The organism is Winogradskyella rapida, assembly GCF_042675845.1.
Lineage (GTDB): Bacteria > Bacteroidota > Bacteroidia > Flavobacteriales > Flavobacteriaceae > Winogradskyella > Winogradskyella rapida.
In genome coordinates this window covers 44,103-68,519 of record NZ_JBHTKM010000001.1, presented here as the reverse complement: position 1 = coordinate 68,519, position 24,417 = coordinate 44,103, and the positions used below count along the sequence as shown (strand labels likewise).

Sequence of the window (24,417 nt, the reverse complement as noted above, 5' to 3'; positions counted from 1 at the left end):
GTACCTATTAGGGCTTAAAACACTTACTTTTAATAGCAAGCATCTCGATAGTCAAGTTTTACATTATGTAAGATGTTGACTATTTGAGGTTCATATACATACATTAAATGAATAAATTTTTAATATTAGTAATTTTTAGTTCGGTGCTGTTTAAGCTAACGGCACAAAATGAACCGAATGACTGTATCGACGCCATTACAGTCTGTGGTAATGGGACATTTATGTCTAATGCCACAGGCTCTGGAGACGAGTTTGAAGTGAATGCCTGTAGTGGTTTTGAACACAATTCCCTATGGTTAGAAGTCAATGTGGTTCAGGCGGGGACTTTAGGATTCGATTTAATTCCTAATGATCCCGACATTATGGTCGATTATGATTTTTGGGTTTACGGTCCTAATTTAATTTGTTCTAACCTAGGAAGTCCTATCCGCTGTGCAACCACTAATCCTGCCGAAGCCGGACTGGCTAACAACCACACCGGAATTAACGGAAGTACCACATTAACTCAAACCGGCCCTGGGGCTAACGGAAATGGTTATGTGTACTGGTTAAATGTTAATGTAGGAGAACGCTATTATATTGTTATTGATAGACCTGAAGGTGACGGTGGATTTGAAATTGAGTGGACGGGGACCGCAACTGAAGGTTCTGGTGCTTTTCCTGCGCCACCAGTAGTGAATGAAATAGATGATGTGGTACAGTGTAGTAGCACAGCAGACGTGTCTGTATTTAGTCTTTTCGGTTTAAAATCGAGTATCAATTCAGATCCAAACAACACCATAGAGTTTTATGCAACCCTAGCAGATGCTACGGATGATATTAATGAACTTCCAGGGATTTATGCGAATACTTCAAATCCTCAAACCATTTACGCTAAAGTAAAATCGGCAGGGACCGAATGTTACTCGCTAATTGATTTTGATTTAGTGGTTTCAGAAATTCCAAATGCATCCTTATCGGTAGCTGCCAACGAGGTTTGCGAAGGGGAAGATATAGAATTTACCATTACAGGAACACCGGGAGCAACCATCTATTATAATATTGATGGTGCAGCTTCACAGAGTGTTTTATTAGAGGCTTCAGGAACAGCGATTATTACGGAAACCGCTGTGAACGATTTGACTTTTAATTTAGAAACGGCAGAAGTGTTAAATGAATCTGGAGCGGTAGTCTGTTCTCAGAATTTATCCGATTCAGAAACTATTACCGTCTATTCAATTACGGTACCAACAGTGACACATAATTCCCCTATTTGTGAAGGTGAGGATGCAGAATTACAATTTTCGGGTGATGCTGATGCCAGTATAACTTACCGTATAAACGCAGGAGCAACTCAAAGTTTTAATTTAGATGCTTCAGGAAATTACACCCTAACCTTATCGGGCTTAACCGCTACAACCGATGTGGAACTCATTTCCGTAACCAATGCTTCACCACCAAATTGTGGGCTTTTATTAAATACCATTGAAACCATCACGGTAAATCCAATGCCTACCGTAGTCGACCCTGAGCCTTTGTTAGCGTGTAATGATGGCGTAAATACTAATACGGCCACATTTGATTTAGATGCTGAAAGTGCGACTATAGCTAATAATGCAGCCAATGTCAACGTCACTTATTATGAAACTCAAGCAGCCGCAGAAGCGGGGAACCCATTAGAAGTTTTAATATCGCCTTACGAGAGTACTTCGGCTAACCAAACCGTTTACGTTCGTGTGGAAACAGATTTAGGTTGTGTGGCCTTTACCACTCTAAACTTACAAGTTGTAGATGCACCTTTAGCCAATACCATTGCACCCTTACAAAGTTGTGATAGCAATGCTCAAGGTTTTGGAATCTTTGATATCACGCAAGCCGATGCCGCTATTACGGCAGGGAATACCTTATCTGTTCAAGTTACTTATTACCTTAATGAAGCTGAAGCCGAAGCAGGAACTCCGGTAATAACCAATCTAACCGCTTTTGAAAATACTACGGCTTATAATCAAACTATTTATGCTCGTGTAGATTCAGACGCGACAACCTGTTATACCATAACAAGTTTAAATTTAGAAGTTTTTGATACCCCCGTGTTAAATACAATTCCAGCGTTAGAAGTTTGTGACGATTCTTCTAATGATGGGGTAGCTGAGTTCGATTTAGAAGCCCAAACGCCATTACTTTTAAATGGAGCGACAGACGTTAGCGTGAGTTATCATGATTCAGAAGCTGATGCTGAAAGCGGAACCGCGAATCTTTTAAGTCCTTATACAAACACAAGCAGTTCTCAAACGATTTATATTCGTGCTGAAAATAATTTTAATCCAGATTGCTATAGCATTTCAACATTAATATTAGAAGTGAATCCTTTACCGGTCGTAACGACGCCTTCTGCATTAGAGGTCTGTGATGATGGAACACCCGATGGATTAACGGAGATGGATCTTAGTATTAAAAATGCTGAAATTACTGGTGGGAATGCTAATTATACAGTGAGCTATTACGAGGATTTAACGGATGCTGATGCGGAAACCAATCCTTTACCAACCTTGTATACCAATACGTCTAATGGTCAAATTATTGTAGCGCGTGTAGATGATCTTACTACGGGCTGTTATAATACCACTAGGTTAGAACTTGTGGTGGCTCAAGCACCATTTGCTAACAACCCAACTCCATTAGAATATTGTGATCCAGACAGTGATGGTTATGGTATTTTTGATTTAACGAGTAAAGACAATGAAATTACAGGCGGAGATAGCACCTTAACTGTAACTTACCATGAAACGATGGCCGATGCAGATAACAATGTGAATGCGGTAACGAGTCCTTATGATAATATTGTTCAAAACTCCCAAACTTTATACGCCCGTGTAGAAAGTTCTACCATTGTTACCGATTGTGATACTATTGTAACTTTAGAACTTATTGTAAATCCAACGCCACAATTAGGGACGACACCACCAGAGGCTTTAGAGGTGTGTGATGATAGCAGTGCAGATGGGTATGCGAGCTTTGATTTAACGAGTAAGATTGCTGAAATTTTAGAGAACTTGGCAAATCCTGCCGCGTATTCAGTAACCTTTTATACGGATGAAACTAATGCTGATTTAGCCAGCAACCCAATAACAAATACCAGCAACTACATTAATACAACGAGTTTTAATGATGAGGTTTGGGTGCGTGTAGAAGATAACAACTCAGGATGCTATAAACTAACCACTTTAGCTTTAGTGGTTAATGCTATACCAACTTTAGCGCCGTCTGAACCTTTAGAACTTTGTGACGATAATAATCCTGGTGATGAAATCGAAGTGTTTTATTTAGAAGATGCTGCCGATGTTATTTTAAATGGACAATCAGGGATAACACTTAGTTTTTATGAAACTCAGAATGATTTAGACAATAATAATCCTATTTCAAGTCCTTATACCAATACGTCTAATCCGCAGACTATTTTCGTAAAAGGAACAAACAGTCTTACCGGCTGTACAAATACGACGTTATTAACGTTAAGAGTCTTACCATTACCGTCACCAACACCTCCAACAGATTTAGAAGTGTGTGATGACGATACGGATGGATTTGCGAGTTTTAATTTAGACGAACGAACAGATGAAATTATAGGAAATGAGTTAAACATCGCAATTACGTATCATGAGACTTTAGAAGATGCGAATATGGGAGTGAATGCGTTTTCAAGTCCTTATACTAATATTGTAATGGGGCAACAAACCTTATATGTTAGAGCTACAAATACGCTCACAGGTTGCTATAATACTTCAGAAACCTTAACGCTAACCGTGTTAGAGACGCCTCAAGTACCAACGTCTATTTCAGATTTTGTAAACTGCGATACGGATGCGGATGGAAGTACGTCTTTTAATTTAACTTTAAAAGATTCAGAAATAATAGGAAGTCAAACCGGGGTAAACTTAAGTTATTACACGAGTGCATCAGATGCTGAAGCTGGAAATAATCCGATAACAAATCCTAATAGTTTTACAAATTCTAGTAACCCACAATCTATTTATGTGCGTTTAGAAAGTACGGCTACGGCTTGTTTTGATACCGGTGTTTTTGAAATTAGTGTAGCACTTCCTCCTGAGCCTGTTCGACCAACCGAATTAGAGTTATGTGATGATGAGGTGGCTGATGAAGTTACAGTGTTTGATTTAACGGTGAAAAATGATGAAATCACGGGTGGTGAAGCAAGTTGGAGTGTTGCCTATTATGAAACCTTAGATGATGCCGAAAATCAAACCGCTGCCGTAGATGCAGAAGCTTATACCAATACTGCTGTAAATGGGGCTGAAGCCAACCCTCAAACCTTATTTGCTGTGGTTACCGATACCGACACGGGGTGTACGAGTAGCGTAACGCTAACCATCCGCGTGATGCCTAACCCAACACCAACCACGGTATTGCCAGAAGTGGTGTTGTGTGATGTTAATAATACCGGAGATGAAGTTGAGGTTTTCGATTTAACCATAAATGAAACCTTAATGTTTAATGGTGAAGCCAACGTATCGGCAAGCTATCATGAAAGTTATATTGATGCTGAAAATGGAACTGCTGCCATAGCAGACCCTACACAATATGAAAATACAAGTACCTCACAAGTGATCTATGTTAGGGTATATAACAATACCTCGGGCTGTTATACCATTGTAAGTTTTAGATTGGTGTTGCATGCCTTACCAGAGGCCGTTGCGGTTACCGATATGATTCAATGTGAATTATTCACGGATGGCTATGACAGTTTTGATCTTACCACTAAAGATGAAGAGGTACTTAATGGTCAGAATCCTAATCAATTTGTAGTAGACTATTATGAAACCTTAGCAGACGCGCAACAAGGTACAAATAGTTTAATAGGGCCATATACCAATACGAGTAATCCACAACAAATATTTGTAAGCATTACCAATGTAGATACCGGCTGTGCGGTAACAACACAAAGTTTTAATATTGAAGTTCATGAGGCGGCGCAAGCCAATCCCGATACAGTACCTATTGTATATGAAGTTTGTGATTTTGACGTTGACACCGATGGAGATCCAAGTAATGATAGTGCACAATTTGATCTTACAACTTTAGATCCTGAAGTGTTAGACAGTCAGGATCCAGCAAACTATAGTGTAAGCTATTACGCGACACAAGAAGATGCGGAGTTAAACGTGAATCCATTACCTACACTTTATGAAAATGTGACCAATCCACAAGTCCTCTATGCTAGAGTGGATAATGATACGCCTGACAGTACAACGGGTGATGATACTTCTATTTGTTATGCTTTGGCAGAAGTGACACTTCAAGTTAATCAGTTGCCAGAATTAAATTTAGAGTCCTCATATGTCTTATGTTTAAATACGAATGGTACTGAAGCTTTAGCGCCTTTAAATATTGACACCGGTTTAGCGGCAGATCAATATAATTTTGTCTGGTTCTTTAATGGTGTGGAAATTGCCGGAGCAACAGCCCCTAATTACATGCCTTTAGAAGAAGGGAGTTATAGTGTACAGGTCACCGATGTATCGTCGTCTACAGTAACACAATGTTCGCGTACAGAAACGATGGAAGTCATAGAAAGTGCACCTCCAAGTTTATCTGTTGCCTTGCTGACCCAGGCTTTTGCAGGAAACCATATTCTTGAAGCGACCGCAACGGGAATTGGGGTTTATGAGTTCAGTTTAGATGGCGGACCTTGGCAAGATGAGAATACCTTTACTAATGTTTCTGCCGGAACACATGAGATTACGGCTAGAGATAAGAACGGATGTGGATTAACGTCACAGACCCAGTTTATTATTGATTACCCAGTGTATTTTACACCGAATGGAGATGGTAACCACGATACATGGAATATTCCGCAATTAGGTGCTGATGCCACAATAATGATCTATAATCGTTACGGAAAACTCTTAAAACAGATTAGCTCAGAAGGCAATGGTTGGGATGGCTCTTTTAATAACGAGGCTATGCCGTCTAGTGATTATTGGTTTACCGTAGAGTATAATGAACCACTTACAGGAGAACGAAAAACGTATAAAGGCCATTTTGCTTTAAAACGATAAAATCCTAATAGTTTATCATACAAAAGCTGAAAGATCAATAAGGTCTTTCAGCTTTTTTTTTGCTGAAGATAGAAGGGCACTTTAGGGCATAAGACTCCAATATATATTGCTTACTTTTGAAAAAAATAGAAGAAAATGTCCATTATACAAAAATTACAGTGGCGTTACGCAACAAAGAAATTTGATGCTCATAAAACGCTTTCAACGGCGCAAATAACCACGTTAAAACAAGCTTTTAACCTTACAGCCTTATCTTATGGCTTACAAATTTTGAAATTAGTAGTCGTAGAAAATAAAGCTTTAAGGGAAGAATTAGTGGGATTGGCTTATGGGCAACGACAAGTGGTTGATGCGTCTCATTTATTAGTGATTTGCGTTCAGGATGTGATTGATGCCAATGATGTAGAAACACATTTTGAATCCGTAAAGGCAATTAGAAATACACCTGATGCAATTCTAAATCCTTTTAAGGAAGATCTAAAAACAACTGTTGAAGGAATGACGGCAGAAAAGAAAATAAGTTGGGCTACAAAACAAGCCTATATAGCCTTAGGAAACTTAATGACGGTTTGTGCGGTAGAGGAAATAGACAGTTGCCCTATGGAAGGCTTTATGCCGGAAGCTTTGGATGAAAAGTTAAATTTAAAAGCCCACGGATTACGTTCTGTGTTGTTACTTCCCGTAGGTTTTAGAGCAGATGATGATCTGTTTTCAGGCTTAAAAAAAGTCCGTCAACCGGTTTCAAAAACAGTGATAGAATTATAAGCATTTTTAATTCTCGTACTTCAGTAAAATGGTATCTTTGTTAGGATACAAAACAAAAAAAATAAATAAAATATGCCAGGATTTGAGTTATTCAGTGATTTAGAACGCAAAGAAGTTAATGATGTGTTAGACAATGGGGTCTTAATGCGTTATGGTTTTGATGGAATGCGAAAAGGGCATTGGAAAGCAAAAGAACTTGAAGCCGAATTGGCGCAAACGTTTACCTCTAAACACGTTCAGTTGGTCTCTAGCGGAACGGCTGCAGTCTCTGTAGCTCTAGCCGCTGCCGGAATCGGAGCAGGGGATGAGGTTATTATGCCAACCTTTACCTTCGTGGCCAGTTTTGAGGCGATTATGATGTTAGGAGCCATTCCGGTTTTAGTAGATATTGATGATACCCTTACCTTAGACCCTAAAGCTGTTGAAGCCGCTATTACGCCTAAAACAAAAGCGGTAATGGTAGTGCAAATGTGCGGAAGTATGGGCGATATGGATGCTCTACAAGCCATTTGTAAGACGCATAATCTCGTGTTTTTAGAAGATGCTTGCCAAGCCATAGGAGGGACGTATAACGGAAAACCTTTAGGAAGTATTGCGGACTTAGGTTGTTTCTCTTTCGACTTTGTAAAAACCATAACTTGTGGAGAAGGGGGCGCTGTGGTGACCAATAATAAAGACTATTACATTAATGCCGATCATTATAGCGACCATGGTCATGATCATATCGGTCAGGATAGAGGAGCTGAAACCCATCCGTTTTTAGGTTATAATTTTAGAATTTCAGAATTACATGCTGCGGTAGGTTTAGCGCAAGTAAGACGTTTACCAGAGTTTATAGCCTTGCAAAAGCGAAACTATAATGTTTTAAAAAATGCGATTGCCAGAGTTCCTGGAGTGAGCTTTAGACGTGTACCTAAAGGTGGAGAAGAAAGCTATGCGTTTTTAAATTTCTTTTTACCCGATTTAGATTCGGCACAAAAAGTTGTAGCGGCTTTTAAAGAAGGAGGTGTAGATGCTTGTTGGAATTATTACCAAAACAACTGGCATTACATTAAGGAATGGCACCACTTAAAAGAACAGAAATCTTTATTTCCAATTTCTCAAGAAGTGAAAGAAGGTTTAAAGTATTTAGATACCAAAACCTTCGATCAATCTGATGCCTTTATAGGGCGTAATATTTCATGCTTAATTAAACTGTCATGGACAGAAGAAGAAGTTGCAGAACGTGCCGAAAAAATGGCAAAAATTATTAGAGCGACGCTTTAATAATTAACATAACCTACAATCTCCAAACCATAACCAATCATCCCAACACGTTTGGTTTGGAGACTGTTTGATATAAGATTAAGCTTACTGATTTTAAGATCGTGTAAAATTTGTGCACCGATACCAAAATCTTTTGTATCCATCCCTAAACTTGGGGCTTTTACCACTTCACCTTCTACTTGACTTTCTCTTAATAAAGACAGACGTGTTAGCAAGTTTATAGATTCTGGTTGCTGATTAATAAATATAATAGCGCCTTTACCTTCTTTATTAATCACATTAAACATATCGTCTAATTTCTGATCTGGATTGTTGGTAAGTGATCCTAAGATATCGCTATTCACTAAAGTGTTATTAACACGAGTTAATATAGGTTCGTCAGATTTCCAAGTGCCTTTAGTTAAGGCAATATGAACCTGATCATTGGTGGTTTGTTGGTAAGCTCTTAATCTAAATTGCCCAAAGCGAGTTTCAATATTAAAGTCTTCTTTTTTGTCAATTAAAGAATCGTGCTCCATACGGTAAGCCACTAAATCTTCGATAGAAACTATTTTAAGATCGAAACGTTCGGCCACCTTCATCAATTGAGGGAGACGTGCCATTGTACCATCTTCATTCATAATTTCTACAATGACACCTGCAGGTTCAAATCCTGCTAAACGTGCAAAGTCAATAGCTGCTTCCGTGTGCCCTGTTCGTCTTAAGACCCCACCTTCTTTTGCAATTAAAGGAAAGATATGTCCTGGACGTCCTAACTCAAAAGGTTTAGTCTCTGGGTCTACTAAAGCTTTAACAGTCTTAGCTCTATCGGCAGCAGAAATACCGGTGGTTACACCATTACCTCTTAAATCTACAGAAACTGTAAAGGCTGTTTCCATAGGATCCGTATTATTTCTAACCATCGTTCCAAGTTCTAAGTCTTCACAACGGTTTTCTGTAAGTGGTGTACAAATTAATCCACGGCCATGTGTAGCCATAAAATTAATCATCTCTGGAGTTACCTTTTCAGCAGCCGCTAAGAAATCGCCTTCATTTTCACGGTTTTCGTCATCAACTACAATGATAACCTTACCTTTCTTGATGTCTTCAATAGCTTCTTCAATGGTATTTAAAGTCAATTTTTTATTTATAGTTTCAGTCATCATAATGTTTGTTTTAGACGATGCAAAGATACGTTTATTTTATATTTTGGAGCGAACTTAGAAAGAAGTCTTGCGATATTCTACTGCGAACAATAATATATTTTAAAGGATAAATAGGTAAGGTTAATACAAGGATTAACGGATTAATCTGTTTCCCTTTTAAATTCAGTTTAGAATAAAATTTAGTGTAGATTAAAGCATTAACAATAATAAACACAATAAAGAATATAAAGGCCACTGCACTTAGGCTTAAAGACGCATCTGCAAGTTGTGGCAGCTTATTGTTTTTAAACACAAAGTAGAGCACAAATAAAACCACTGCAATACAATAACTAACAAAGTTGGTTGTAGAGTAGTCTTTATAATCTTTTAATAATTGGCGTGCTTCAATAAGACTTTTAGGAATGCTTAGGCCTTCAGACTGTAAGCTTTCAAATGCTATTTTCCGATTCAGTAAGTTACGCAAGGCAATTTCTTTAGGTTTCTTATCCAAATCAAAGTCGTCTTGCTTTTTTATAATGCCTATAAGTTCTTCAATAGAATATTTAGAATAGAAATTATAGGTTTTGGTTTCACTTTCTGAAAGCTGAATTTTTTGCTTGGTATTAAAGAAACGTTTTAGGGGCACTAAAAGCGCACCTAATTGAAAAACACCTTTATCATTAGTAGCACGTGTGGTGAGGTAAACACTTAATGGAAACATAACCGCCGTAGACAACCAAGCGCCAATAACAGGGCTGAAACTTCCTTTCTCTGCACTGTTTTTAGAGAATATACCAAAGAAATGATAGGTTAAGAACAGCACAATTGCGATAACCATTGGGAGGCCTAGTCCACCTTTTCGGATTAAGGCGCCCAATGGTGCCCCAACGAAAAATAAAATGATACAAGCAAAGGCAAGAACAAATTTATCTTGTAATGCGATGATATGCTTATTCATAAACACGCGCTTTGTGTTTAAATTTTTAGTGTTAGAATTTAAAATTTGTGTCGCGCTATTGGTAGAGTTTATGGCCAAGTTCATAATTTGAACTTGTTGCGTCCTGCTGTAGAGATCTAGATAATTGGTCTCTGCTAAAGGTACAGCATCTGGATCTTGAGTTCGTAGCGAATCTACATCCTTAAGGTCAATGTTGATGTTGATAGACGAAAAGGTACTACGGTTAAACATCGTGGTCGCTAAGGCCTTGTAATCATTGACTTCCTTTTGCTTTAAGGTGTCTATAACTTTGTTAAGTTGACTTACGTTTAACATGTTATAGCGGTCCGAATGATTTTTTTCGTCTAAGTCTTCAGCATTTAAAATTTCTAAATCAACATTAGTGACATAAGTTTTAAAATAACTTTTTACATGCGGCTTACGTTGATTTTTCCTAACGTCCTTATTGATGATTTCCTCATAATAATGTCCGTTTTCTAATTCGAGTTGTAGAATACTAGAGTCCGGACTACTTTTAAGCTCTCCTTTTTCAGAAATAATCACTTTATAGTTCCCCGAACGTGTGCTGTTTTTTTCATGAATCACAACACCTTCTAAAAATTGGCCGCGGTCACCAGACTTCTTTTCAACTTTAATATTAATATTTCCAATTTCATTAAACTGACCTTCAGCAATCGCTAAGGCCGGTTTCATTTTGGCGATATTTCGTCTTAAGTTATAGAAATTATATTCACCCCACGGAATCACATTATTGGCAAAAAAGAAACATCCAATACCTAATGCTACAATAAACACACTTAAACTTCGCATGGCACGTTGCAATGAAATCCCTGTAGATTTCATAGCGGCGAACTCATAGTTTTCGGCAAAATTACCGAAGACCATAATTGACGAAAGCAGTACGGTTAGAGGCACAACCAAAGGAATAAGCTTTGGCATGTAGTACAAGATGAATTTTGCGGTCACCATGACATCTAAATCTTTACCAGCAAGTTCAGCAATATAGAGCCAAACGCCTTGTAAAATAAAGATGAACATGAATATAATAAAGACGCTAAAAAACGTCTTTAAGAATGTGATAAGAATGTACCTATCTAAAATTTTCACAGAATAGAATTTTTTTAAACCTTAGTCTAGTTTATTGATAAAGTAATCGCTGTATTTACTTTCGTCAAATGTAAATAAGGTTTTTGAAATGGGTTGATCGGTTTTAAAAGAATTAACAGTTAAAATCGTTTTTGTCCCATTTTTACCAACTTCAATTAAGTTGTAAATATGTTTTGTTGTAGCGTCAATTCCTAATAAAATGTGCTTTATTTCAGAATTGGTATCCATTGGGATTAATTTTACATATTGAATTTTTCTGCCTTTCACATTCTGGATGATATCCATTTTGTAGGTGTAGCCATCTTCATAGAACGATAACATTTTACTTGGCGTTATAGTACTTTCATCATCTGAGTTGTCTGAAGAAACGGTAACTTCTTCATCTTCAGGACTAATAGTGTATAAGGTTTTACCATTAAATATACGGGTAATGCCTAAGATGTTTAATTTGTATTTATCACCTTCTAAAACCACATCACCACGGGTTTCTTGTTTGATGTTTTCGCTAGTATTATTAAGCTCGTATTTAAAATCTAAACTGATATTCTTATAGCCTTTAATTTTTGAACTGACATCGTTAAGTAAGGATTCTGCTTTGGCGTCATTTTGAGCAAAGGCATTAAACCCTAAAGCGATACATGCAATAACTATTAATTTTTTCATTTTTTGTGTTTGTCTTTAAAATCTTAAGTTTATTATTCGTTTTCTAACAATTGATCGAGCGCCACTAAATCAGGAACCAGAACTTGACGGGCTTTACTACCTTCAAAGTTACCAACAATACCTGCGGCTTCTAATTGGTCAATAATTCTACCCGCTCTGTTATAGCCTAATTTTAATTTTCGCTGAAGTAGGGAAGCCGATCCTTGTTGTGCGGTGACAATAAGTTCTGCTGCTTCTCTAAACAGTTTATCTCTATCGGAAATATCTATATCAAGATTTGTGCCACCATCTTCACCAACGTATTCTGGAAGTAAATGAGCGTCTGGATATGCTTTTTGTGAACCAATAAATTCTGTTATTTTTTCCACTTCAGGCGTGTCTACAAAGGCACATTGAATACGGATCAGTTCGTTACCTTGGGTGTAGAGCATATCTCCACGACCAATAAGCTGATCGGCTCCCGAGCCATCTAAAATGGTTCTCGAGTCAATTTTACTGGTAACCCTAAACGCAATACGCGCCGGGAAGTTAGCCTTTATAATACCGGTAATAACATTAACCGAAGGACGTTGCGTAGCAATGATTAAGTGAATCCCAATGGCACGTGCCAATTGGGCTAACCTCGCTATTGGTGTTTCGACTTCCTTACCCGCGGTCATAATTAAATCGGCAAACTCATCGACCACTAATACGATGTACGGTAAAAAGGCGTGCCCATCATTAGGGTTTAGCTTTCGAGCTTTAAATTTGGTGTTGTATTCGGCAATATTTCTACAAAATGCATTTTTAAGCATCTCGTATCGGTTATCCATTTCAATACAAAGTGAATTTAAAGTATTTATAACTTTAGCATTATCGGTAATAATGGCATCTTCACTATCGGGTAATTTTGCCAAATAGTGACGTTCTATTTTGTTAAATAGGGTAAGTTCTACCTTTTTAGGATCGACTAGAACAAACTTGACTTCCGCCGGATGTTTCTTATATAGTAGAGAGGTTAAAACGGCATTTAAACCTACAGACTTACCTTGACCGGTAGCACCTGCCATTAGCATGTGTGGCATTTTTGCTAAATCGACCACAAAGGTTTCATTACTAATAGTTTTACCAAATGCAATTGGTAACTCCATAGTGGATTTTTGAAATTTTTGTGACGCAATTACTGAACGCATCGATACAATAGTAGAGTTCTTATTTGGCACTTCAATACCAATGGTTCCTTTTCCAGGAATTGGTGCAATAATACGAATCCCTAAAGCGGCAAGCGATAAAGCGATGTCATCCTCTAAATTTTTAATTTTAGAAATACGAACTCCCGCATCAGGTACAATTTCATAAAGGGTTACGGTTGGTCCAATAGTGGCCTTAATGCTTGTAATTCCAATTTTGTAATTGTTCAGCGTTTCAACAATTCTGTTTTTGTTCTCCTCAAGTTCATCTTGATCTATAGAAATACCTTCATTGTCGTATTTCTTCAGTAAATCTAAGGTTGGAAACTGATATTTTCCTAGCTCTAAAGTCGGGTCAAATTGTCCGAAGTCTTCCACCAATTTATCCGCTAAATTATCGGCTTCAGATTGCTCTTCTTCATATTCTTCAACTTCAATTTTTAACTCCGGCTCTTCAATGGATTCTTCCTTAGGTTTTTCAGTCACTTCCATTTCTAAAACCTCTACTGTAGACGGCTTTTCTGGCTCAGGCTCTTTTTCTTCTAATGGAGGCGTAGAAGCCTTATCGATCGTAGGTTGTACAGGTTCTGTTGGGATATCGAAAGCCGATTTAATGTCTTCAGCTTCATCAGTATGGTTATTATCAATATGAACCGCTTCTGGTTTAACCTCGGCGTCCGCACTTAAATCATCTTTAATCGCACTTTTTGCAGATCTAAAGCTGTTCACTATAGATTCTCCTGTGACTTTAAAACGAATAGCTAAATACGCCATAAGTCCGAAGAGTAGGAGTAGAACCACACCGGCTTTACCAATATAATCTTGCATATAAGTATTCATCTCAAAACCTATGGTACCTCCTAAAAAGTCGTACTTATGCGTAAAAAATCCTAAAAGGATGGATAACCAAATAACAATTAGGGTTCCCCAAATCCAATGGGTTCTTAATTTATCCTTGCTTAAATTTATTGTCACATAAACGCCTGAGAGGAAACATAAACCTGAAAAAATAAACGAAGGCAAACCAAAACCTTTAGTAATAAAGAGTTCACTGACCCATGCGCCTAATTGGCTGGCCCAATTTTTATAATTGTTACTGCGCTCCGGGAAATTTTGGAGCATACTCTGATCTTCCTTACCTGTGAAAACAAAGGATAGAAAAGAAATGAAAAGTAGAATTCCTAATATAATAAGGAAACTTCCCAAGACCAGTTTTTGCTGATTGGTAAGTGTCCAAGACGGCATTTTAAGCGGCGCCTTGACCTTCTTTTTTGAAGCTGCTTTTGTGCTGGTTTTCTTTCGCGTTGTTTTTTTTGCCATGCTATGCCGAATTTTTTTCGGTGTCTTAACCTTTACGGTTTTAAGAGTTTGTTAGTGTTGCATCTTTACTTTTTTTTGAAATACCATTAACATAACTGTTAATAATATCTACGGCTTGGGCCTGATCTGCGCCTTCAAATCCTTTTATATCGCTAACCGTAATATGAGCATTATAATACTCTAAATAAGGTTGTGCTAAAGGTAAATAAGACCAGTGCCATTTTTCTAAATTATAACCTGTTCGTCCTTGGTCTTTAGTGGTATAAACTTGATAAAAACCAAAGTCATTAGCGTGGGTGGTTAACCATTGGTAGATGGCTAAGCCTTCTCCGCTGCTAAAATACGAATTTGTTAAATTATTTAAGTCTAAATCGGTACCCCAATGGTGGCGCGATGAGCCCGGCATGGAGCTGTATTCTAATATTTTTAAAGCCCGTTCTTTAGGAGCCAAATTGGCATACTTTTTCCATTTGCGTTCCCAGATGGCTTTTTGGGCACTGAAATTTCGAGTTCCCGAAATAACCTTAAGGTAAATACCATCTTGTTCTGCGGCTTTTCGCATGGCCACAAAAGCGGAATCAACCTCCTTATTGAGGTAAATAGTCTTAGAAGTGTATTGCGGATCTACCTTGGTAAAAGTTGAATCTGTTCTAAAGTTAAACATTCCTAAAACTAATGCTTTTGAAATGGGAATTTGTGGTTTTTGTAATGGAAGTTCCTCGAGGGGTTTTGTTGTCGTCTCCGTAAGGGCTTTGTCGTTCTTATTTGTATTGCAACTTAATAGCGTTAAAATAATAGGAAGCGTTACAAATAATAATCTCATGTTAGAGGTCTTGGTGTTGATGAATTGGGTTAGGACAAAAATACAAATATGAAACGTTTATTCGATGTGTTTTGGTGTGTAAACCTTGAATAAATTTGAAGGAATGGGGATTAAATAAACTTAGGAAGATATATAATTCCCGCGATGATTAAGGCCGCTATAGAAGCGATAAATACAGCTCCTGCCGCGACGTCTTTTATCAAACCAATTTTCTTATGATAATCGGGATGAACAAAATCGGCAATCGCCTCAACAGCTGTATTTACGCCTTCAATACTAAGAACTAAACCAATCATAATCACCTGTGCCATCCATTCCGTTTTAGAAATATTGAAATAGAAACCGGCAAAGGTTACAAGTATAGCGATACCCACTTGTACTTGAATGCTCGCTTCGGTTTTTAAAAGGATGAGCATCCCTTTAAAAGCAAAGCCAAAACTTTTAAGTCTATTAATTATGAAGGGTTCTTTTTTGTGCATTGCGTAATTAGGCTAAACTTGCTAATGCACTTTCGTAATTAGGTTCATCTTTTATTTCTGCAACTTGCTCCGTATGTAAAATGGTACCATCTGCATCAATAACCACAATACAACGTGATAATAAAGGCACTAAAGGTCCTGTTTTAAACGTAATACCATAGTCGTCACCAAAGTCACCAGTTCTAAAATCAGATAAACTTTCAACATTATCTAAACCTTCTGCGCCACAAAAACGGGCTAACGCAAAGGGTAAATCTTTAGAAATACATAACACTTTAGTGTTTTCTAATTCGCTTGCTTTTTCGTTAAAGGTTCTTACAGATTGTGCGCAAGTACCGGTATCTACACTAGGGAAGATATTTAATACTAAGCGACGTCCTTCGTAATCCGATAAGGTCTTTGGCGATAAATCTGTAGCTGTAAGTGTGAAATTTGGAGCTTTTTCTCCTACTGCAGGTAAGGTTCCTGTAGTTTCTATAGGATTACCTCCTAATGTTATATTTGACATAATTTTTGTTTTTAAGTTTGTTAAAAATAGGAACTTTTCTACTGAAAAGTATTAAATATTAGCTAATATTTAATTGCCGTCCCTAGAACGTTAATAAAGCAGGAATTCTATATTCTTTCGTATTCAGTATTATAAGGTCGGAATTTAGACCTATAAAAAAAGCCCTTAACTTTAATCATTAAGGGCTTTTGTATAGGAGTGTAAGGTTACCTTAATTCTGCACCCAGTTTGTTTTCAAAATTAGATTGAAGCTTAGACATGATTTTGTCAATTTGCTTATCATTTAAGGTTTTTCTTTCATCTTGAAAAATAAAGCTTACAGCATAACTCTTTTTGCCTTCAGGTAAGTTTTTACCTTCGTAAACATCAAAAAGATTGACGCTTTTTAGAAGTTGCTTCTCGGTTTGCTTAGCAATAGTGTCTATATCTTGGAAACTTACATTTTGATCTAAAAGAAGAGCAAAATCTCTACGAATAGAAGGGTATTTAGAGATCGGCGTAAACTTAACTTTATTGTGTTTTGCCATGTCTAAAACATTATCCCAATTGAAGTCTGCAAACAACACATTTTGAGAAATGCCAAAGTGTTTTAAGATAGATTTCTTAACCAATCCAAACGTTACCAGTTTTGTTTTTCCTATTGAAAGTGTTAATCCTTCACTTAGTACGGCAGCGTTTGTAGGTGCTGCTTTTAAGCGTGTTAAGCCTAAACGTTCTAAGATGGTTTCAATTGTCCCTTTTAAATAAAAGAAATCACTTGGAGAAGCTGCTGTATTCCAACGTTCTTCAGTTTTATTTCCAGTTACAAAAATGGATAAATGCTTATGCTCTTCACGTGCTTCTGAAAATTGGTGGTAGGTTTTACCAAATTCAAAAAGTTTTAAATCGTCACGCTTCCTGTTAATATTATGAGCTACAGCTTCTAATCCTGAAAATAATAAGGATTGACGCATCACTTCCAGATCATTACTTAAAGGATTCAGCATTTTAATATTATGAGCCTCATTTAAATCTTCACTCAACTCCACATATTTAGGTGTTGTTAAGGAATTGGCCATAATTTCAAAAAAGCCTTGTGATGCCAATTGGTTCCCTATGATATTTTGAAGTTTATAATCTTCAAAACGAGAGGAGTTAGAAATTGAAGCGTTTAATTTTTTAGTAGTGGCTATATTGTTATACCCATATACTCTTAAAATTTCTTCAATAATATCGGCTTCACGTTGTACATCGTTTCTAAAAGCAGGGACGGTTAAGCCTAAACCAGCTTCAGTAACGTTGTTAATTTTAATATCTAAAGAAGATAGAATGCTTTTTATCGTTTCTTCAGGAATACGTTCTCCGATTAATTTTTGAGCATGATCAAAGCTAAGTCTAACTTCAAAATCTCTAATTTTCTTAGGGTAGGTATCTAAAATATCACTTGTAATTTCTCCACCGGCAATTTCAAGAATAAGTAATGCCGCACGTTTTAAAGCGTATTCAGTAAGGTTAGGGTCAATACCTCTTTCAAATCTAAAAGAAGAATCGGTATTTAAACCATGACGTTTTGCTGTTTTACGTACACTTACAGGATTGAAATAAGCACTCTCAAGGAAAATACGAGAGGTATGTTCGGTTACACCAGAATCTAAGCCACCAAAAACACCAGCAATACACATAGGTCTACGATCGTCGCAAATCATAAGATCTTCTTCGTGCAATTCGCGCTCTACACCATCTAAGGTTGTAAATTTAGTGCCAGCCTCACAGGTTTTAACTTCAATTTTACTTCCAGAAATTCTATCACCATCAAAAGCGTGGAGCGGTTGACCTAACTCATGCAATACATAGTTAGTGATATCAACAATATTGTTCACCGGACTTAATCCAATAGATTTTAAACGGTGTTGTAACCACGCCGGAGACGCTTCAACTGTAATTCCAGAGATGGTTACCCCACAGTAACGTGGCGCTTTCTCATAGTCTTTTACATCAACATCAACTTTAAAGGCTCTTGCATCTACATGGTATGAGCTTACGGATGGTGTAATAAGTTCTAAAGAAATTTCCTTCTGTAAAAGACCTGCTTTTAAATCTCTAGCAACACCATAATGACTCATGGCATCGGCACGGTTTGGCGTAAGACCAATTTCAAAAACTTCATCATTTTCTACCTCAAAAAGGTCAGCAGCTAGAGTTCCTACGGCAATATCAGCATCTAATACCATAATACCCTCGTGAGATTCTCCAAGTCCTAATTCGTCTTCAGCACAAATCATTCCGTGGCTTTCTTCACCTCTAATCTTACCTTTTTTTATGGTCCATGCTTCGCCTTCTGCAGTGTATAAAGTGGTACCAATAGTGGCTACAGGAACTTTTTGTCCGGCAGCGACGTTAGGTGCACCACACACAATTTGTAAAGGAGCATCTGCACCAATATTTACGGTAGTTACTTTTAAGCGGTCTGCATTTGGGTGTTGTTCGCAGGTGAGTACCTCTCCAACGACAATACCTTTTAGCCCCCCTTTTACGGATTCGTAGGTTTCAATACCTTCTATTTCTAATCCCAGATCCGTTAATAATTCGCCTGTTTTTTCGGCGTTCCAATCGGTCTTTATAAACTGTTTTAGCCAGTTGTATGAAATCTTCATATGTTGATTTTAATCAGGCTACAAAGATAATAATAGTTGTTGCCTAGCGAAATATCCATTCCAAAAAAATTAGAGAATCTAAAGATATTTATTTCCGTTTGAAATGTCACCTTGAAAATGTTTCGTTTACCGCAATTTACGCCAAGTACATTTCGTGTTTTGCGGACGCCCTGCAGCGTTCTATCATTTTTTAGGTGAAGGCATTGTGATGCCGTATAATTATAAGTATTTTAGCGCTGCTACCTAAAGATCTTATGCTGGGGTAGTGTAATACATTTGACTTATATAAGATTTAATTCCCTATTATTTATGCGATATTTATTAATTACACTGTTGTGTTTTGCTTGTTTCTCTTGTAATAATGAATCTAAAACGGAAGATTCGGTAACTGCTGATGCGCCCGTGCAACCCTTAAAAAATGGAATGTATAGAGGTGTTTTAGAAGTGAAGGATGGTGAGGAGCTGCCTTTTAATTTTAAGGTGACATCAGCAAATGAACTTGAAGTGTACAATGCGGAAGAGGTTATTAAAGTGGATGAAGTTACTTACAGCGCCGATTCTGTCTTTATAAAATTACCAGTGTTTGAAGGTTATATTGCTGCAAAACGAGACGGAAACAACTTAAAAGGACAATTTATAATTGAGAGTTTAGAGCGTTCTGTGGCTTTTACGGCTAATTATGGTGTCGAAAAGCGTTTTGAAACTGCAGAAGTGCCTACCTTTAATGTATCTGGAGTTTGGGAAACCACGTTTAGTGTCGGAAAAGGAGATGAGGCGTATTTGGCCAAGGGGATTTTTACACAGAAAGATGATCTTGTAACGGGGACTTTTAGAACGGCAACCGGCGATTACCGATTTTTAGAAGGTGTGATGGATGGTAATACAATGAAGTTATCTGCTTTTGATGGTTCGCATGCGTTTTTATTTACCGCTACTGTGAATGATTTCACGATGGAAGGAACGTTTTACTCTGGAAATCATTGGAAAGAGCCTTTTATGGCGAAAAGAAACCCTAGTTTTGAGTTGCCTGAAGCAGAAGATTTAACGTTTTTAAAAGAGGGATATGAGCGTTTGGCTTTTGAGTTTCCTGATACCTCGGGGAACTTGTTGTCTTTAGACGACGAACGTTTTAAGGGAAAAGTTGTAGTGGTTCAAATTATGGGCTCTTGGTGTCCTAATTGTTTGGATGAAAGTAAATATTATGCCGATTTTTATAAGCAGAATAAGTCGAAAGATATTGCATTTGTGGGATTGGCATTTGAATATGCGAAAACAGAGGAAGCTGCTTTTAGTCGTATAGACCGTTTAAAAGAAAGAGTGGGTATTGATTATCCTATCCTTTTAGCCCAGTACGGAAGTTCTGATAAAGAAAAAGCACAAGAAAAATTACCGATGCTGAATCATGTTTTATCTTATCCGACTTCTATCTTTATAGATAAGACAGGGAGGGTGAGAAAAATACATACAGGCTTTAACGGACCCGCTACAGGGGAAAAATATACAGCCTTTAAAGCAGAATTTGAGCGCTTTATGGCTGAGCTTCTAGCGGAGTAATTATAAGGACTTTCGGAGACTCCACACTTCGTGGATGGGGTCGCCTTTGCTTGATTTTCAAGTATGTAGCCAATTACCATCTATTAATTGATAACTAAATTCTAATTGGAGTCCTACTTTTGAAGGATCTTTAGAAAAGAATTCAATCGTTTCTGTATAGCGCCCTTCTTTAGTGCTGTAAGTGCCGCCGCCTGTGGCCATATAGGTTTTTGTTTCGGTGTTATAGGCAATCCATTGAAATCGCGAGCCGGATAGAATCTTCATCGTTTTTCGAGGTTTGTTGGTGTTGCGTTGTTGTAGTGTGCCATCCTTCTTTCTGGCAGACATTAACCAAGCTCCATTTAAAATTCCGGGACCACCATCATCGAGACGTTCAAACTTTATATTATCATCTAGCAATGTCAGGGTTTCCCTGTTCACCATGATGTTAAAATCTTCTTGTGTTCCTACGGTATCAGGATTTTCACTATTAAACTCTAAAGTTAAATTGATGTTCTCGTTTGTCTTCTGTTCCCAAGCACCACCTTTTGTTTTAATAAAGGCTCCACTGTTTTTATCATAAGTGGTAGAAACTAAATAATGCTCTGTAACAATAAGTACTGTAGTATGTAGACTATCGTCTTGGTTTTCTGAGGTGTGTTGCCACGCTCCAACCCAAGATTGGGCATAACTGCTCAGTGTAAAAACGAGGCTTATAATTAAGATGTGTGTTATATTTTTTAATCCTTTCATGATGATGATTTTAGACTAAGTTATTAAAATATAAGGGATTAATAAAGAGGAATTGTCTTGTTGTAAGGTTTAACATTGAATTCGGTCTTTTTTCAATATGTGCTAAGATCTCATTCAAAGCAGTTAATCGGCTTTAGATCTTAAGGCTACCTTTGTAAGGAACTTATAAAACACAAATATTATGTCTTTAATTACAATTATATTATCAATTCTATTACCGCCCTTAGCTGTATTCTTAAATCGAGGATTAGGAACAGAGTTTTTAATTAGTTTATTGTTAACGCTTGTTGGCTGGTTGCCAGGAGTTATTTATGCATTTTATGTGAATAGTAAGTAAACAGAATCAAAAAAAAGAAAAAGAAAAATAAAATGGAAAATGTACTCGTAGCTGGTGCTAACGGCACCACAGGAAAACAAGTCGTTAATTTATTAAAAGCGTCACAATATTTTAATCCTATTGCTATGGTGAGAAAATCATCGCAGCAAGAGCAGTTTAAATCGGATGGTGTAGATACCGTCTTGGCAGATTTAACGGAAGATCTTACGCATACAATGAAAGGGGTCGATAAAGTGGTATTTGCTGCTGGTTCTGGAGGTAAGAATGTTGTAGAAGTAGATCAAGAAGGAGCTAAGCGTCTTATGGCGGTGTCTAAAATGGCAAATGTTAACCGTTTTGTAATGTTGAGCTCAATGGGGGCCGATAATCCGGAAGCTGCAGAAGAATTACAAGACTATTTAAAGGCTAAAAAAAATGCCGATGAACATCTAAGAAATAGCGGGTTAAAATATACAATAGTGAGACCTGGAACTTTAAATAATAATGAAGCTAAAGGCAGCATTGAACTGAAGCCTCATTTATACAAGCGTGGTGAGATCAGTAGAGCTGATGTTGCGCAAACCCTTGTGGCCTCGTTAAATGATGACGCACCTGTTAATACAACGTTCGAGATTTTAGAAGGCGAAACCACAATAGGAGAGGCTTTAAGTAGTTTGCAGAATTAATTACGACACCTTATTTTATAAATATTAAAAAGAGAAACCAATAGTGGTTTCTCTTTTTTTATGTTTGGTGAGTACGTCTTGTGAACATTAACTAATATAATTCCAAATGTTTCTGTACTTACTCATTTGTCTATAGGTATTCAAAATCACTTGATGTTCTGGCGCAGCAAGGCTAGGATCTTTATCCAGTATGTTTTTAGCGTAATGGCGTGCTTCTTGTAAGATATCTTTGTCTTTTACCACGTCGGCAATTCGTAGGTTTAACACCCCACTTTGTTGGGTTCCCATTAAATCACCCGGACCGCGTAGCTTTAAATCTACTTCAGCAATTTCAAAGCCATCACTACTTCTTACCATGGTTTGTAAGCGTGTTTTACTGTCTTCACTGAGTTTACGGCTCGTCATAAGAATACAATAACTCTGTTCTGCACCACGCCCCACACGGCCTCTTAACTGGTGCAATTGCGATAAGCCAAAACGTTCAGAGCTTTCAATAACCATAACAGAGGCATTAGGGACATTTACCCCAACTTCTATAACCGTAGTGGCCACCATAATTTGAGTTTCCCCTTTTACAAAACGCTCCATTTCGTAATCTTTATCGGCAGGTTTCATTTTACCATGGACAATAGAGATTTGATATTTTGGCATCGGGAATTCTCTAGAGATACTTTCGTAGCCATCCATTAAATCCTTATAATCCATATTTTCACTTTCCTGAATTAAAGGATAGACCACATAGATTTGACGGCCTAGAGCAATTTCATCTTTAATAAATTTGAAAACTTTTAAGCGGTTGTTATCAAAACGATGAACGGTTTTTATAGGTTTTCTTCCAGCGGGCAATTCATCAATAATAGAAATATCTAAGTCGCCATAAACAGACATAGCTAAGGTTCTTGGAATCGGGGTGGCTGTCATCACAAGGACGTTAGGAGGAAGGCTATTTTTTCGCCATAACTTACTGCGTTGTGCAACACCAAATCGATGCTGCTCGTCAATAATAGCGAGGCCTAAGTTCTTAAATTTTACTTTGTCTTCTAATACTGCATGGGTGCCGATTAAGATCTGTAAGCTGCCGTTTTCTAAATTTTCATGAATGATTTTTCGTTCCGAAGTTTTAGTAGATCCCGTAAGCAACGCAATGCTAATGCCAAGTGGCTCGCATAGTTCTTTCAGGCCTTGGTAATGCTGAACAGATAAAATAGCTGTTGGTGCCATTAAGCAACATTGAAAATCATTGTCTAGCCCCATGAGCATTGACATAAAAGCAACTATGGTCTTCCCGGAGCCCACATCACCTTGTAGCAGTCGATTCATCTGGGCGTTAGTCCCTAAATCGTGCCTAATTTCTTTTAAAACGCGCTTTTGGGCTTGGGTTAGATCAAAAGGTAAATGCTCTTTATAAAAACGGTTAAAATAAGGGCCCACCTTATCAAAGGTAAAACCTTTAATTTTAGATTTATGAATAAGGTTTTTAATGATGAGTTGTAACTGAATGTAAAATAACTCTTCAAACTTTAAGCGGAATTGCACCTTTGCTAAAAGTTCTGGTGTTTTAGGGAAATGAATGTTGAAAATGGCTTCTGATTTCGAGACTAATTTTAAGTCTTTCATAACCGAATCGGGGAGTGTTTCAACAAATCGGCCTTTAGATTCTAAAAATAATTGTTGCATTATTTTGGTTACAATCCGATTGGTGATTCCTCTATTCGCTAACTTTTCTGTAGACGGATAAATAGCCTGCATGGCAGAGCGTAAATTAGCCTCATGTTCTTTTTGCAATTCCATTTCAGGATGTGGCATGCTAAACTTGCCGCCAAACCAATTGGTCTTACCAAAAATCACATAGGTTTGCCCTGTTTTTATCTGCTCTCTAATCCATTTTTGACCTCTAAACCACACCAGTTCCATAACGCCGGTATCGTCTCTAAAATCAGCGACTAAACGTTTTCCGCGCTTTTGTGCGACTTCTCTAAAACCTGTGATTTTTCCAACAATTTGCACTTCGGCACTGTTGCGTTGCAATTCATTAATTTTATAATACCGCGTACGGTCTATATAACGATTAGGAAAAAGATTGAGGAGGTCTTGATAGGTTTGAATCCCCAATTCTGAGCGTAACAAATCAGCGCGGCTAGGACCGACGCCTTTTAAATAGTCTATAGGAGTTTGCAGATTAACACTCATAACTGCGAATTTAGTAAATGATAATTAATTTTTAGACCCCTCTTCAAATATAAGTTTTGTGTCTTATG

At 37.5% G+C, this 24,417-nt stretch carries 16 protein-coding genes; 6 read left to right on the top strand and 10 right to left on the bottom strand.

Features of this window, described 5'->3' with window-relative positions; all coding sequences use genetic code 11:
• Positions 1–107 precede the first annotated feature (107 nt).
• The 3 genes from ACFQ13_RS00290 (at position 108) to ACFQ13_RS00280 (ending at position 8,087) form a co-directional block, all read left to right on the top strand.
• The gene (locus ACFQ13_RS00290; protein WP_386113102.1) at positions 108–6,056 is read left to right on the top strand and encodes a T9SS type B sorting domain-containing protein; all 5,949 of its coding nucleotides are present in this window, start codon (positions 108–110) and stop codon (positions 6,054–6,056) included.
• Between the two features lie 135 nt (positions 6,057–6,191).
• Complete coding sequence (locus ACFQ13_RS00285; protein ID WP_386113101.1) at positions 6,192–6,821, top strand: NAD(P)H-dependent oxidoreductase; 630 nt, start codon at positions 6,192–6,194, stop codon at positions 6,819–6,821.
• Positions 6,822–6,893: 72 nt separating this feature from the next.
• Positions 6,894–8,087, top strand: a complete 1,194-nt coding sequence (locus tag ACFQ13_RS00280) for a DegT/DnrJ/EryC1/StrS family aminotransferase (RefSeq protein WP_386113100.1) — start codon at positions 6,894–6,896, stop codon at positions 8,085–8,087.
• On the opposite strand, the gene ribB is transcribed toward ACFQ13_RS00280, so the two are convergent.
• The 8 genes from ribB to pheT form a co-directional block, all read right to left on the bottom strand.
• Positions 8,084–9,232: a 3,4-dihydroxy-2-butanone-4-phosphate synthase gene (gene ribB / locus ACFQ13_RS00275; protein WP_386113099.1), complete on the bottom strand. Its 1,149-nt coding sequence runs from the start codon at positions 9,230–9,232 to the stop codon at positions 8,084–8,086. The genes ACFQ13_RS00280 and ribB overlap by 4 nt on opposite strands.
• A gap of 31 nt (positions 9,233–9,263) precedes the next feature.
• A complete protein-coding gene (locus ACFQ13_RS00270) occupies positions 9,264–11,276 on the bottom strand; it encodes an LptF/LptG family permease (protein WP_386113098.1) in 2,013 nt (670 codons plus the stop codon).
• Positions 11,277–11,297: 21 nt separating this feature from the next.
• The gene (locus tag ACFQ13_RS00265) at positions 11,298–11,939 is read right to left on the bottom strand and encodes a LolA family protein (RefSeq protein ID WP_386113097.1); all 642 of its coding nucleotides are present in this window, start codon (positions 11,937–11,939) and stop codon (positions 11,298–11,300) included.
• Positions 11,940–11,971: 32 nt separating this feature from the next.
• Positions 11,972–14,428 carry an FtsK/SpoIIIE family DNA translocase gene (locus ACFQ13_RS00260; protein ID WP_386113096.1) on the bottom strand — a complete coding sequence of 819 codons (2,457 nt, stop codon included), beginning with the start codon at positions 14,426–14,428 and terminating at the stop codon, positions 11,972–11,974.
• Between the two features lie 40 nt (positions 14,429–14,468).
• Positions 14,469–15,251, bottom strand: a complete 783-nt coding sequence (locus ACFQ13_RS00255; RefSeq protein WP_386113095.1) for a M15 family metallopeptidase — start codon at positions 15,249–15,251, stop codon at positions 14,469–14,471.
• Positions 15,252–15,361: 110 nt separating this feature from the next.
• Positions 15,362–15,730, bottom strand: a complete 369-nt coding sequence (locus ACFQ13_RS00250; protein WP_114309752.1) for a diacylglycerol kinase family protein — start codon at positions 15,728–15,730, stop codon at positions 15,362–15,364.
• Positions 15,731–15,737: 7 nt separating this feature from the next.
• Positions 15,738–16,238, bottom strand: a complete 501-nt coding sequence (gene tpx / locus ACFQ13_RS00245) for a thiol peroxidase (protein WP_386113094.1) — start codon at positions 16,236–16,238, stop codon at positions 15,738–15,740.
• 206 nt (positions 16,239–16,444) lie between these two features.
• Positions 16,445–18,871 (bottom strand): phenylalanine--tRNA ligase subunit beta, encoded by a 2,427-nt coding sequence (gene pheT, locus ACFQ13_RS00240; RefSeq protein WP_386113093.1) that lies wholly within the window; start codon positions 18,869–18,871, stop codon positions 16,445–16,447.
• 309 nt (positions 18,872–19,180) lie between these two features.
• Here pheT and ACFQ13_RS00235 point away from each other — a divergent pair, with 309 nt between their 5' ends.
• Positions 19,181–20,425 (top strand): peroxiredoxin family protein, encoded by a 1,245-nt coding sequence (locus ACFQ13_RS00235; protein WP_386113092.1) that lies wholly within the window; start codon positions 19,181–19,183, stop codon positions 20,423–20,425.
• Positions 20,426–20,482: 57 nt separating this feature from the next.
• On the opposite strand, the gene ACFQ13_RS00230 is transcribed toward ACFQ13_RS00235, so the two are convergent.
• Positions 20,483–21,157, bottom strand: coding sequence for a membrane or secreted protein (locus ACFQ13_RS00230; protein WP_386113091.1), 675 nt, complete (start codon positions 21,155–21,157; stop codon positions 20,483–20,485).
• 181 nt (positions 21,158–21,338) lie between these two features.
• Between ACFQ13_RS00230 and ACFQ13_RS00225 the strand changes: the two genes are divergently transcribed.
• Together ACFQ13_RS00225 and ACFQ13_RS00220 are read left to right on the top strand one after the other, a co-directional pair.
• Positions 21,339–21,494, top strand: coding sequence for a YqaE/Pmp3 family membrane protein (locus ACFQ13_RS00225; protein ID WP_114309747.1), 156 nt, complete (start codon positions 21,339–21,341; stop codon positions 21,492–21,494).
• Positions 21,495–21,526: 32 nt separating this feature from the next.
• The gene (locus ACFQ13_RS00220; protein WP_386113090.1) at positions 21,527–22,159 is read left to right on the top strand and encodes an SDR family oxidoreductase; all 633 of its coding nucleotides are present in this window, start codon (positions 21,527–21,529) and stop codon (positions 22,157–22,159) included.
• Positions 22,160–22,246: 87 nt separating this feature from the next.
• On the opposite strand, the gene recG is transcribed toward ACFQ13_RS00220, so the two are convergent.
• Positions 22,247–24,349: an ATP-dependent DNA helicase RecG gene (gene recG, locus ACFQ13_RS00215; protein WP_386113089.1), complete on the bottom strand. Its 2,103-nt coding sequence runs from the start codon at positions 24,347–24,349 to the stop codon at positions 22,247–22,249.
• Positions 24,350–24,417 lie beyond the last annotated feature (68 nt).